Annotated in this window: 11 protein-coding genes; 5 read left to right on the top strand and 6 right to left on the bottom strand. The window is 61.0% G+C overall.

The features are described from left to right. From ABYO54_RS07185 to mtnA, 4 genes are all read right to left on the bottom strand, one after another. Positions 1–245: hypothetical protein (locus ABYO54_RS07185; RefSeq protein WP_372807567.1), on the bottom strand; the 245-nt coding region annotated here is incomplete at its 3' end. Between the two features lie 9 nt (positions 246–254). After that, positions 255–1,337, bottom strand: coding sequence for a hypothetical protein (locus ABYO54_RS07180; RefSeq protein ID WP_372807566.1), 1,083 nt, complete (start codon positions 1,335–1,337; stop codon positions 255–257). Between the two features lie 97 nt (positions 1,338–1,434). Next, a complete protein-coding gene (gene def, locus ABYO54_RS07175) occupies positions 1,435–1,986 on the bottom strand; it encodes a peptide deformylase (RefSeq protein WP_372807565.1) in 552 nt (183 codons plus the stop codon). A 34-nt stretch (positions 1,987–2,020) separates the two neighbouring features. Continuing rightward, entirely contained in the window at positions 2,021–3,058 is a 1,038-nt protein-coding gene (mtnA, locus tag ABYO54_RS07170; protein WP_372807564.1) for an S-methyl-5-thioribose-1-phosphate isomerase, read from the bottom strand. 160 nt (positions 3,059–3,218) lie between these two features. Between mtnA and ABYO54_RS07165 the strand changes: the two genes are divergently transcribed. The 5 genes from ABYO54_RS07165 to ABYO54_RS07145 are packed head-to-tail and all read left to right on the top strand — an operon-like array spanning position 3,219 to position 8,495. Next, on the top strand, positions 3,219–3,851 hold the full coding sequence (locus ABYO54_RS07165) for a class II aldolase/adducin family protein (RefSeq protein ID WP_372807563.1): 633 nt from the start codon (positions 3,219–3,221) through the stop codon (positions 3,849–3,851). A 37-nt stretch (positions 3,852–3,888) separates the two neighbouring features. Continuing rightward, positions 3,889–5,508, top strand: a complete 1,620-nt coding sequence (locus ABYO54_RS07160) for a DUF4080 domain-containing protein (RefSeq protein WP_372807562.1) — start codon at positions 3,889–3,891, stop codon at positions 5,506–5,508. 3 nt (positions 5,509–5,511) lie between these two features. Then, complete coding sequence (locus ABYO54_RS07155) at positions 5,512–6,372, top strand: 50S ribosomal protein L11 methyltransferase (RefSeq protein WP_372807561.1); 861 nt, start codon at positions 5,512–5,514, stop codon at positions 6,370–6,372. After that, positions 6,365–7,570: an NAD(P)/FAD-dependent oxidoreductase gene (locus ABYO54_RS07150; RefSeq protein ID WP_372807560.1), complete on the top strand. Its 1,206-nt coding sequence runs from the start codon at positions 6,365–6,367 to the stop codon at positions 7,568–7,570. The genes ABYO54_RS07155 and ABYO54_RS07150 overlap by 8 nt, the downstream gene beginning before the upstream one ends. Continuing rightward, the gene (locus tag ABYO54_RS07145) at positions 7,560–8,495 is read left to right on the top strand and encodes an endonuclease/exonuclease/phosphatase family protein (protein ID WP_372807559.1); all 936 of its coding nucleotides are present in this window, start codon (positions 7,560–7,562) and stop codon (positions 8,493–8,495) included. The genes ABYO54_RS07150 and ABYO54_RS07145 overlap by 11 nt, the downstream gene beginning before the upstream one ends. A gap of 18 nt (positions 8,496–8,513) precedes the next feature. On the opposite strand, the gene ABYO54_RS07140 is transcribed toward ABYO54_RS07145, so the two are convergent. Next, the gene (locus tag ABYO54_RS07140) at positions 8,514–9,725 is read right to left on the bottom strand and encodes a hypothetical protein (protein ID WP_372807558.1); all 1,212 of its coding nucleotides are present in this window, start codon (positions 9,723–9,725) and stop codon (positions 8,514–8,516) included. An 88-nt stretch (positions 9,726–9,813) separates the two neighbouring features. Continuing rightward, the gene (locus ABYO54_RS07135) at positions 9,814–11,757 is read right to left on the bottom strand and encodes an ATP-dependent helicase (RefSeq protein WP_372807557.1); all 1,944 of its coding nucleotides are present in this window, start codon (positions 11,755–11,757) and stop codon (positions 9,814–9,816) included. Positions 11,758–12,105: the final 348 nt, after the last annotated feature.

Here is a 12,105-nt window from a genome sequence, read left to right as displayed (position 1 = left end):
CCGAAGGAAATTTCGAAGACGGCGAAGTAGCCGATGTAGAGCACCAGCGAGAGAATGCCGGCACCCACGCCGTTGGCCTTGGCGAGAATCGACTCGACCTGCGCATGTTGTTCGGCCATGACCATCCCCAGCAGCACGACAAAGGCAACGGCCGAGGTGAGGAGGTTGAACACGATGCCGTCCACCACATGGTTCAGGAACCGCGTGAGCTTGGTGGCATTCCGAATGTATTTCCGCCCCCGCATAATGTTTCCCTATTGAAAATCCTCGGTGCGTTCGCAGCAGAAACCGATGATCCCGGAGATGGCATCGATCGAAACCCCTCGCCAGAAAATCTGCCACTTGCCGCTGATATGGTAGCCATCGGCCTGCTTGCTATACCACGAGTTGAAGCGGTTCGAAATGCTCGACCGCCAAAAGAAGGCGTTGTGGTTTTCGCAGACCGCACGCCAGAGCTCCAGCGCGAGGCCCTCGCCGCGCGCTTCGCGCCCCACCGCAAACTTGGAGAGATAGAGTCCCGCCGGATGCTCTTCGAGCAGCACCGCGCCGCGGTAGTCCTTTTCGATATAGGCGAACGCCACGTCGTCGAGAAAAGCTTCGCTCGCCAGTTTTTTGCCGAAGCTGGTTTCCAGCAGGTTCAGCAACCGGCCGCGGTCGGCCTGCCCCGTCCCGTGGAACAATAGGATCTCGCTCCCTTTCCGGAAAAGGGTACCGGCCCCTTTGACGGTAAAGATTTCCTGCAGCAGGTTGATCGGCGAGGTGATGGAAACGTGTACGCTGGGGAAATCCTCGAACAGGTGCCGGACCAACCCGGGATAGTCGAACTCCAGCGGCGCCAGCGGTTGCGGGTTCGCCTTGTGGGTATAGATGTAGGGCAACAGTTCGCCGGCTTCGTTTTTCAGGCCGCCCGCCGCGCGGATGAAATGAACGCGGTTGGCAATCTCGGGCAGCAACGCCGCCAGCGACTCCGCCAGCGAATGCGTTCCGCCCAGCAGCACCGGAATCTTTTCGGCCATGCGCGACTGCTGGATAAAGCGCGGAACCGATCCTTGATCCATCGGCTGGAACACGAAGATGGGTTCGACCGAAAGCGCTTCTTTCATTTTCGCGGCATCCGGCCCGCACAGCAGAATGGCGGGCACCAGCTCCAGCCGCAGCAGAAAATGCAGATCGAACGCCAGCACTTCGGCCCCGGCTTCGATACTGCCGAGATCCGGACAGAGCAGCGCGAAGCAGGCGGAACGCTCGGACTGGAACTTGTCGAGATAGAACTCGTACTCGTCCCGTCGCCCGATGCTGTCGAGAAACAGCCGTATGGTTTTATTCAGCGCAATCATTGTTTCGATTAGCATCGAAACGATTGAAAAGTTCAAGGGTTAAACGGGTTAAAAGGAACAACCCTTCAACGCGTTCACCCTTGCAACCCTTCAACCTCTACAGCGCCTTCTTGGTCTCTTTCACCAGGCGCTTGAGCTTGCCGCCGATGGCGACCTTTTTGACGTGCGACATGCGGTCGACCAGCAGGACGCCGTCGAGGTGGTCGGACTCGTGCTGGATGGCGCGGGCCAGCAGCCCCTTGGCGTGGATCGTGCGCGGAATGCCGTCGAGATCGATGTACTCGGCATCCACCTCGTACCACCGTTCCACGTTGGCGAAGATTTCCGGAAAGCTCAGGCAGCCCTCGGGACCGACCTGAACGTCCGCCGTATGGCCCGTGATTTTCGGGTTGATGCAAACCAGCGGCATCTCGACCGACGGGTTTTCGCGCCGGCCGTCGTCGCCGACGTCGCTGTCGGCGGGGATGTCGACAATGAAGAGGCGTTCGGTGCGGCCAACCTGCTCGGCGGCGAGGCCGACGCCGTTTTCGGCATACATGGTCTCGAACATTTCCTTCGCCAGCGCGCGGATATCGTCGTCGACCACCATGACGTCCACGGCCTTCTGCCGCAGCACCGGGTTTCCGTATGTACAAATGGGTAAACTCATAGCCACAAGGTTTTCGTAGAGTTGCCGCGCGATGTCAAACGAATTTAAAAGGCGGGCGGTGCAGCCCGTTTTCGGTGACGATGCCGGAAATCAGTTCGTGCGGCGTCACGTCGAACGCGGGATTGTACACGCGCACGCCGTCGGCCGCGCCGATCTCGGCCGCCGCGCGGTGTTCGATGGGAATGCGCGCTCCGGTCGCCAAAGCGGTGTCGATGGTCGAAGTCGGCGCCGCGACGTAAAACGGAATGCCGTGGTGCTTCGCCAGCACGGCGAGTCCGTAGGTGCCGATCTTGTTGGCGGCGTCGCCGTTGGCCGCAATCCGGTCGGAGCCGACGATCACCAAATCGATTTTCCCCTCCTTCATCACCTGCGCCGCCATGTTGTCGCAGATCGTCACCACGTCGATCCCGGCCCGATGCAGCTCCCACGCCGTCAGCCGCGAGCCTTGGTTCAGCGGCCGCGTTTCGTCGGAATAGACGGTAAACCGCCGCCCGGCGTCGTGCGCGGCATACATCGGCGCCAGCGCCGTCCCGAAATCGCCCGTCGCCAGCGCCCCGGCGTTGCAATGGGTCAGGATGCCCATCCCCGCTTCGATCAGCGGCGCGCCATGCGCTCCGATTGCCCGGCACATCCGGATATCCTCTGCGAGGATGGCCAGGCCCTCCAGCACCAATTCGAGCTTCAAATCCCCGCTCCGCGCCTGCGCACACTTGCGCAAGTGTGCGCAGGTCCGCTCCAGGGCCCAGAACAGGTTGACCGCCGTCGGGCGCGAGGCCGCCAGTTTATCGGCCAAGGCCTCGACCGCGCCGGCAAAGCCCTCATCGGGCAGATGCTGGGCGCAGGCGGCCAGCCCCAGCGCCGCCGCGCAACCGATGGCGGGCGCGCCGCGGACGGAGAGGCGCTTGATCGCCGCCACGATTTCTTCGATGTCGTCGAGTTCGAGATAAACCAGATCCTTGGGCAGTTGGGTCTGGTCGATGATGCGCAGCTTGCCGGGCAGGAGCGGAACACCCTTCTCGAAGCAGTCGAGCACGGTTCCTTCGGCGGTGATCCAGCGTACGGTTTCCAACATAGAATGGTTCCTTTCGTGAAAGATCCGCGTTATACCATTTCCCGTTCGCGATGCGATAGAACAGGCGCTTAAATTGGCCGCAACGATACGAAGACGCCTAATACCCATCTAATTTCTCTCGGCGTCTTCGCGGTCATAAATGCCTAATGGAAGGAAATCGATGAAAGAAGAAAAACAGGCCGTGGCCGACTGCATGAACCGCCTTTACCGGCAGGGGCTCACCACGACGTCCGGCGGCAACATTTCCCTGCGCGTTTCGAACGAGCGGATCCTGCTCACGCCCTCGGCAACCGACAAAGGCCATATGACGGCGGAGCAGATCGCCGAAATCGGCATGGATGGAACCAACCATACGCCACGGCTGAAACCGAGCATCGAAACCTCGATGCATCTGGAAATCTACAAGCGCCATCCGCACGTCAAGGCGATCGTCCACGCCCACCCGCCGATGGCCAGCACCTTCGTCGCCGCGCGCCAACCGATCAACGTGAAGCTGATCGCCGAGGCCTACGCCATCGTCGGCGAGCCGGAATACGCGCCCTATGCGCTGATGGGCACGAACGAACTGGCCGCCTCCGTGGCGGGCAGTTTCAAGCAGCACACCGCCTGCATCCTGATGGAAAACCACGGGGTGCTCTGCACGGGCGATTCCCTGCTACAGGCCTTCGACCGCATCGAGGTGCTCGAAAACACGGCCAAGATCAACCTGAACATCGGCCGTCTCGGCGGCGGGATTGAACTGAACGCCGCGCAGTTGGCGGAAATCGATTCGATGATGGGGCGCCATGCGTAACAACGTTCCCTCAAAAAATGACCGCAAAGACGCTAAGATGCAAAGAACCGAGCCCGTTGCGCCTTCGCGTCTTTGCGGTCATGCACAAACCGGGTCTTCCGATGTCGTGCTGGTCGCCTTCAATGCGCGCTATGCCCACACCGCATTCGGCGCGCGCTACCTGCTGGCCAACCTCGGCGAGTTGGCCCAGCGCACGGCGCTGCTGGAGTTCGATCTGCAGGAACAACCGCGCATCGCCGTCGAAAAAATCCTGGCGCGCAACCCGCGCATCGTCGGGATCGGTTGCTACATCTGGAACATCGATCTCGCCACCAAGGTTGCGGCGCTGCTTAAAAGCATCCGCCCAGCAACCATTCTGGTTCTCGGGGGTCCGGAGATTTCCTACGAAACCGAAGAGCAAGAAATCTTCCACTACGCCGACCACGTCATCTGCGGCGAAGGCGAAGCCGCCTTCCCGGAACTGTGCAACCGGATTTTAAACCGCAAAGCAAAGAACAACGAACCCGGCGCCCCTTCGAGTCCGTTGCGTCTTCGTGGTAAAACCATCCACGCGGGTCCCGTGGACGTGGCGAAGCTCGCGCTGCCGTACGACCTCTATTCGGACGAGGACATCGCCCACCGCGCCATCTATGTGGAGGCGTCGCGCGGTTGCCCGTTCCGGTGCGAATACTGCATGTCGTCGCTCGACAACACCGTGCGCTATTTCCCCGAAGAAAAACTCTTCGCCGCCTTCGGGCGCCTGCTCGAGCGCGGGGCGCGGAGCTTCAAATTCGTCGACCGCACCTTCAACATCGATATTCCCTTTGCGCTGAAGGTGCTCGCCTTTTTCCGCGAACGCCACAAGCCGGGCATGATGCTCCACTTCGAGGTCATTCCCGATCGCCTGCCGGACGAACTGCTGGACGCCGTCAAGGAATGCCCGCCGGGCATGTTGCAGTTCGAGATCGGCATCCAGACGTTCAACGAAGCGGTGGCGCACCGGATCCAGCGCCCGCTCGACATCGGGAAGATCGAAACCAACATGCGCCGGCTGCGCGCGGAAACCGGCGTGCACATCCATTCCGACCTGATCGCCGGGTTGCCGGGCGAGGACCTTCAAAGCTTCGAGGCCGGATTCAACCGCCTGCTCGCGCTGAACCCGCAAGAGATCCAACTCGGCATTCTCAAGCGGCTGCGCGGCGCGCCGATCGCCCGCCACACCGCGGAATGGAACATGGTCTACAGTCCGCACGCGCCCTACGAAATCCTGAGCACCGGCCAGATTCCGTTCGAGCAGATGCAGCGCATCCAGCGCTTCGCGCGCTACTGGAATCTCGTCGTCAACAACGGGCAGTTCATCGAGACCGCGCCGCTGATCTGGAGCAGGCGGGCCGCCTTCGCGGCGTTCCTGCACTTTTCGGATTGGCTCTATGCCCGAACGAACACCACGGGAAACCTGCACATGGTGCGGCTCGCCAAACTGCTGATGGAATACCTTTCGACCGAAACGGGGCTCGAAGAAAAATTCGTGGCCACGGCGCTTTGGGCCGACTACCAACGCGGCAACCGCCCGGATGTGCCGGGCTTCCTGAAAAAGTTTGGATTTGAAAAGAGCCCGGACAACGGGCAAGACTCCCCTTCTCTATTACCCCGCCAGGCGCGGCATCTAAAGGACTGATCAATGAGCGAAGAAAACAAAAACAGCGGCGGGCAGTTGAACCTGCTGGTCGGCACGGCACAAGTGGACGCGGTTTGCGAATGGGTGCGCGAAGCGCTCGGGAAGGAACCGATCGAAATCACGCAGCCGCAGGCCGAGGAGTCGCTGATCGAAATCTATTTCGATTCGTTGCTCGAAGCGGAGATCTCGCAGAAGGCGCTTCCCGGCGACATGGGGATCCGGACCTCGGAGGTGAAGGAATACAAGGAACAGGATTGGACCACGTTCTGGCAGCACCATTTCAAAACCATCGAGCTGGGCCGCAACCTGCGCATCGTCCCCGAATGGGAGGAGGTTCCGGATGATGGAAAGACCAACATCATCATCAATCCCGGACTCAGCTTCGGCACGGGCGGACACTTCACCACCAAGTTTTGCCTCGAGGCGCTGGAGGCCGCCCACGAGGCGCTGGGGATCAGCTCCATGATCGATGCCGGGACGGGCAGCGGCATCCTATCGATCGCCGCCATCAAGCTCGGCATTCCCGACGTGATTGCCTTCGACTACGATCCGGTTTGCGTGGACCAGTGCGAAATCAATGCCGCGCGCAACGGCGTCGAAGGCAAGATCCACTTTTTCCAGGCCGACGTGCTGGAGCCGGGCTGGAACTCCAAGCCCGCCGACCTCGTCTGCGCCAACATCCTGACCTCGGTCTTGCTGGAGGCGGCGCCGGAGCTGAAGAAGGCCGCCCGGAAACGGCTGCTGCTCAGCGGCATCCGCGAGATCGAAGCCGACGCGGTCGCCAACACCTTCATCGAGCTGGGCTGCAAGGAAGTCTCGCGCGACGGCGACGGCAAATGGTGCGGAATCGTGATCGATGTATGATCTCATCGTCATCGGCTCCGGCCCGGCGGGTCTGATGGGCGCAATCGCAGCGGCGCGCGGCGGGCTGCGCGTGCTGGTATTGGAACGCATGCCGAAGGTCGGGCTGAAGCTACTGGCCACGGGCGGCGGACGTTGCAACCTCTGCAACACGTTGCCGGCCCATGCATTCATGGAAGCCTTCGGAAGGCACGGCCGCTTCATGCAACCGGCTTTGCGAGCAATGGGTTCGGAGCCTCTCCGCGCCTTTTTCCGCGATCGCGGCGTCGAGACCTGCGAAGAAGAAGACAAGGTGTTCCCCACGACCGGCAATGCCGCGTCGATCCTGGACGTGCTCCTGAAGGAGTGCCGCAAGTTTCATGTGGAAATCCGCACGAACAGCGAAGTGACGGCCCTGCCGAAAGAGGGCGGCGTGAAAACCGCGGAGGGAATCGTTCCGTCCAAGGCGGTGTTGCTCGCCACGGGCGGCAAGGGCTATTCCGCGCTGGGCGGTTCGTCGAGTGGCTACGGCCTGGCGCTGCGGGCCGGACATAAGATCATCGATCCGATTCCGGCCGACGTCCCTCTGCTCATCCAAGAGCGCTGGGTCAAGGAGCTGACGGGCATCGCGCTTCCCGGCGTCAACCTGCGGGTTGGGCTCAAAGGTTTTCCGAAAGCCGGAACCAACGGCGACCTGCTGTTCACGCACCAGGGCATCAGCGGCCCCGTGGTCCTCAACAGTTCCGGCGCCATCGCCGAAAAACTGCAAACCCAAGAAAGCGTCCCGTTGGTGATTAATTTGGCGCCCAAGCTCGGCGCCTGGCAGCGCGACGGCGGCAACAAGAGCATCGCCAATGCCCTGCGGCCCTGGTTGCCCTCGGCCTTGGCCAAGACGCTATGCGAGCTCTGCGGCATCGATCCGGAACTGCCCGCCAGCAAAGCCGGCGGCAAGACGGAGGAGTTGCTGACGCGGCAAATCACCGCCGCCCATATTACGGCAACGGGAACGGAAGGCTTCAACAAGGCGATCGTCACCCGCGGCGGGATCGACCTCAAAGGCGTCAACCCCGACACCCTCGAAAGCAAGTTGCAACCGGGGCTCTATTTGGCGGGCGAGGCACTGAATCTCGACGGCCCGTGCGGCGGCTTCAATCTGCAATGGGCCTTCGCCAGCGGGCATCTCGCCGGATCAAGCATCGTAGAGGCACTCCGTGAAACTTAGCCTGCGGGGGATGCTCGATGCCTTCGGCATGGGGTTGCTGGTTGCAACGGTCTTGGGTTTCCTCGGGCGGCTGTTCTGGCTGTTCGATCTCTTTTCGCACTTCCGGGTGCAGTACATGCAGCTCTGCCTGGTGCTGATCGGCATCGCGCTCTGGAAGCGCTGGAACCAACGCGCCGTGGCGCTCGTGCTGCTGGCCGTCTTCAACTATGCCTTCGTGCTGCCGCTCTACTTCGGCAAGCCGGCCTCCGCGCTGGGCCAACCGACCCGCGCGATGCTGATGAACATCAACGCGCTGAACGGCAACACGGAGCAGGTGCTCAAAGCCATCTCCGCCGCGGATCCCGACGTATTGCTTCTGGAAGAGGTCACCACAAAATGGGAACGGCAATTCGAAACCCTCCGGGCGCAGTATCCGCACCGGATCGCCCAGGCGCGCGACGACTGCTTCGGCATCATGCTGCTCAGCAAGCTCCCTCTCTCGCGGGGCGAAATCCTATCGGTCGGCGAAGCGAACCTTCCCACCATCGTCGCGACCATCCACACGCCGTCGGGCGAGGTTTCGTTCATCGGGACCCATCCGTTGCCGCCCATCGGGAAATCCTATTCGCGGTTGCGCAACGAGCAGTTGCAGGCGCTCCCCGCGCTTATTGCCGCACAAAAACATCCCGTGCTGTTGATCGGCGACCTGAACACCTCGCCGTGGTCGCCGCATTTCAAGCAGCTCGTGAAAGAGAGCGGACTGAAGAACAGCATGAAGGGGTTTGGCTTCCAGCCCACGTGGCCCGCCAACCGATCGTTTCTGCGCATCCCGCTCGACCACGCGTTGCACGCGGCGCAAATCGCCGTGCATCACCGGATGGTCGGCGGCGACGTTGGTTCCGATCACTTTCCCGTGATCGTGGACTTTTCCGTCGGCCGCAAATAGCGCAGCCGGAACGGCTGCCTACTCATCCACGACGAAGAGCTTGCGCATCATCGTGTCCTGCGCAATCAGCTTGCCGGAGATATGCAACGGTTTGTCTTCCAGACTCTTGAGTTTCTCGAACTCGTCCAACGGAAAGATGGTTTCCGCACTGACCTTGATCTTGGAGTAGGCCCCGTCCATCTCGCAGACCGTCAACGCAACCTTGATGCCGCGAATGCTGCCGAATACGGGATCGTAGCTGATCTTGCCAACCCGTTTCACCGTTCCCGAACCCGCGATGCGGCGCCCTTTGTATTTTTCGTCGAAGACCTTCGATGCCAGCAACGCGCTCCCCGAATCCTCGGCGCGGAACAACGCTTCGGCGGTCTGTTTCAAATCCAGTACGTCGGGTTCCGGCTCTGAAACCGGCGGCGGCACGTCTTCCGCAACAGGCACCGCAGGGACGGGGTCCGGCTCATCGTCCACCGGAATCATCGGCGGATCGGGAACGATTGGCCGGGGCGTCGTGTAGGGGTCGAACGAGGGCTCGATGGCTTCGATTTCCGGCAGGGGATCCTCGGATACCGGAATCTTCGGCGGCTCCTTGGCTTTCGGGATCGGCGGTACGGCGGCGGGATGCCGGTCGAGCACCTGCGTGTTTTTCGGCGTGTAGTTGTGCGATGCGTTCATCAGTTCGCAGAACTTCAGCAGGCGGCGCACGGTACCGACGACGACGGCGGCGTCGGAATCCCTTCCCCGCCGGTTCACGCAGATGTGCTCGTTGGTGATCACGCAATCGTCGTAGGAGACGATGGCCAACTTGACGGCATCGCGCAGCTCGGGCGTAAGCACCCGGCGCACGGCCTCCGGGTTGCTGCCGCGCAACAGCACGCGGTCGTCGAAGGCCGGGTTGCCGACGTTGATGTCCTGCAATCCGAAAATCTTGCCGAGGTTATGCAGCGCCCCCTGCTTGGTCATCTTCATATCGGTTTTGAGGCGCTGGCGATACTCGATGTGGTATTTGGTGAAGGTCTGGCTGTTGTTGCCGCTGCGCTTCGTGAACGTTGAAACGGTGATGCGGTGCCCGTCGATCGAACCGGAAATGGTGCCCGCCGACCCCAAGCCGCCGCCGTAGTAGGCCAGGTTCAGCTGATCGGCCGCCACCTGCCACTGCTCCTGGCTCGTCTTCGAACTCTTCAACCAGAAGAAGACCACGAGACCGGCAACCATCACGAAAAAAAGAAACCCCATAACCATCCCCTATTTGCCAATCGAAAGACGTAAGGCCGCATGCCGAACGTCCACCGCCCCTGGACATTCCGTCCACGGGCATTTGGCGCTAGTAAAAACCAGCCTCATTAGATAGCAGATCCTCCGGTATCTCGGCAAGGAAACGGGAGGGATCCAGGAAGATCATGCCGCCGTCGCGCTGGCGGCGCACCATCGGCGAGCACAGAAAGAGCTCGTCTTCGGCGCGGGTGACGGCCACATAGAAGAGCCGCCGCTCCTCGGCATCGCCGTTTTCCTCGATCGCCTTCTTGCTGGGAAACATCTCTTCGTTGACGAAGAGCACAAAGACGGCTTTCCACTCCAGCCCCTTGGCCTGATGGACGGTCGAGAGCCGCAGCGAGTCGCGCTGCTCCTCTTCCGACGGCGCCTTGCCGGAATCGGCATCGAGGTTGGTGAGCAACGCCACCTCCGAAAGGAACGATTCGGTGGAGTCGAACTTGACGGTGAAGTCGATCAGCCCGTCGAGGTCTTCCTGGCGGAATTTATGGTTGTCGAAGTTTTCGACCATGTATTCCTTATAGAAGGCCTTGCCGAAGCGGAAGATCAGCTCGCCGGGATCGTTCTCCAGATGCTCCTCGCGATAGGCCAGGAAGACGGGCTTGATCTTTTCCCAGTCCTCGCGCGCGGCGGCGGGCAGCGCGGCGATCAACTCGTCGTGGATTTCCGGACGCTGCAGGTTGACGCGGCCGCCCAGCTTCTTGAAGATTTTCTGAGCGGTTTTCTCGCCCACCTTCGGCAGCATTTCAACCAGACGGAAAAAGGCAATGCCGTTGGAGGGGTTCACCAGCAACTGCAGAACGGTCAGGACATCCTTGACGTGCGCCTGCTCGAAGAAGCGAACGCCCGAGGTGACGACATAACTCATCTGCGAGCGCGCCAGCTCCATCTGCAGCTCCATCGCGTGGAAATGCGAGCGGTAGAGCACGCAGATTTCGGAAAGCGGGATGCCGCGGCGGTTGATCTCGCGCGCCTTTTCGATGACGTAGCGCGCCTGGACCGAGCCATCGCGCACCTTGGCCAGATGCGGCATCGCACCGCTGGCGCGCACGGCCTGAAGCTCCTTCTGGAACTGGTCCTTGTTGCCGGCAATCACTTCGTTGGCCACCTCCAGGATTTCGGGGGTGCTGCGGTAGTTGATCTGCAGCTTGTAGGTCGCCGCGCCGGGATAGAATTTTTCGAAGTCGAGGAAGTTGCGGAAGTCGGCGCCGCGCCAGGAATAGATGCTCTGGAAATCGTCGCCCACCACCATGATGTTGCCGTGGGTCTGCACCAGCAAATTGACCAGCGCGGCCTGGATGGCGTTGGTATCCTGATATTCGTCCACCAGCACATACTTGAAGGATTCCTGATAGAAAAAGCGGGCGCGCTCGTTTTCGGCCAGCAGCTTGTGGGCGAAAATCAGCAAGTCGTCGAAGTCCATCGCGTTGGCGAGTTGCTTGCGTTCTTGGTAAAGATTATGCGCCTTGACCACCTGGTCGGCGTCGACGTCCGAGTGTTCGAACTGCTCGTCGATTGCCGCCGTCAAGTCGCCCATGCGGCCGCTCACCACGCCGAAGAGGCTGAGCAGCACCTCCGGTTTGGGAAAATGTTTCTTTTCCACGCCGAGTTCATCGATGCACGAGCGCATCAGCTTTTTGGCATCGTCGGCGTCGAGGATGGAGAAGTCGCGGCCGAAGTTGAGGCCCTTGAGTTCGTGGGCGTGCGAGCGCAGTAGCTTGTTTGCAAAGGAGTGGAAGGTTCCGCTATAGCCGCTGTTGAAGCGCTGGTTCACCAGTTCCTCCGCGCGGCTAAGCATCTCGCGCGCGGCTTTGTTGGTGAAAGTCAGCAGCAGCACCTCGAACGGCTGGACCTGCTTTTCGGTGACGAGGTAGGCCAGGCGGTAGATCAGGGTGCGGGTTTTTCCGGTTCCGGCGGCGGCGACGACCAGCGCGGCCCCGTCGGGCGCGGTGACGGCGGCATATTGCTCTTCGTTGAGTTCTTCCTTAAAATTCATGATCGGCGCACCTTAGCGGAACTGCTCCGACGCGGAAAGGAATTTGGCTCGCACGAAGCCACAAAGGCACGGAGCTTCCAGTATCCTGGTTTCGGTTTCAGTCATGCTTCGTGTCTCCGTGGCTCTGTGTGAGTACTACCGAGTCCGCGGCAGATGGCTGGAGCGACTGAAGAAAGCGGGGTTGGAACATTCATCGCAACAGGATGGAATTTAGCTCGCACGTAGCCACAAAGGCACGGAGCTTCCAGTAACCTGGTTTCGTTTTCAGTCATGCTTCGTGTCTCCGTGGCTCTGTGTGAGTACTACCGAGTCCACGGCAGATGGCTGGAGCGACTGAAGGAAGCGGGT

Source organism: Pontiella sp. (assembly GCF_041622395.1).
In the GTDB taxonomy this organism is placed as follows: domain Bacteria; phylum Verrucomicrobiota; class Kiritimatiellia; order Kiritimatiellales; family Pontiellaceae; genus Pontiella.
The sequence above is the reverse complement of the archived record's forward strand: the minus strand, read 5'-3'. Positions and strand labels throughout refer to the sequence as shown.

Coding starts and splice junctions, on each gene's coding strand:
- ABYO54_RS07180 (WP_372807566.1), bottom strand. CDS start 1,337: ATGATTGCGCTGAATAAAACCATACGGCTGTTTCTCGACAGCATCGGG.
- def (WP_372807565.1), bottom strand. CDS start 1,986: ATGAGTTTACCCATTTGTACATACGGAAACCCGGTGCTGCGGCAGAAG.
- mtnA (WP_372807564.1), bottom strand. CDS start 3,058: ATGTTGGAAACCGTACGCTGGATCACCGCCGAAGGAACCGTGCTCGAC.
- ABYO54_RS07165 (WP_372807563.1), top strand. CDS start 3,219: ATGAAAGAAGAAAAACAGGCCGTGGCCGACTGCATGAACCGCCTTTAC.
- ABYO54_RS07160 (WP_372807562.1), top strand. CDS start 3,889: ATGCAAAGAACCGAGCCCGTTGCGCCTTCGCGTCTTTGCGGTCATGCA.
- ABYO54_RS07155 (WP_372807561.1), top strand. CDS start 5,512: ATGAGCGAAGAAAACAAAAACAGCGGCGGGCAGTTGAACCTGCTGGTC.
- ABYO54_RS07150 (WP_372807560.1), top strand. CDS start 6,365: ATGTATGATCTCATCGTCATCGGCTCCGGCCCGGCGGGTCTGATGGGC.
- ABYO54_RS07140 (WP_372807558.1), bottom strand. CDS start 9,725: ATGGGGTTTCTTTTTTTCGTGATGGTTGCCGGTCTCGTGGTCTTCTTC.
- ABYO54_RS07135 (WP_372807557.1), bottom strand. CDS start 11,757: ATGAATTTTAAGGAAGAACTCAACGAAGAGCAATATGCCGCCGTCACC.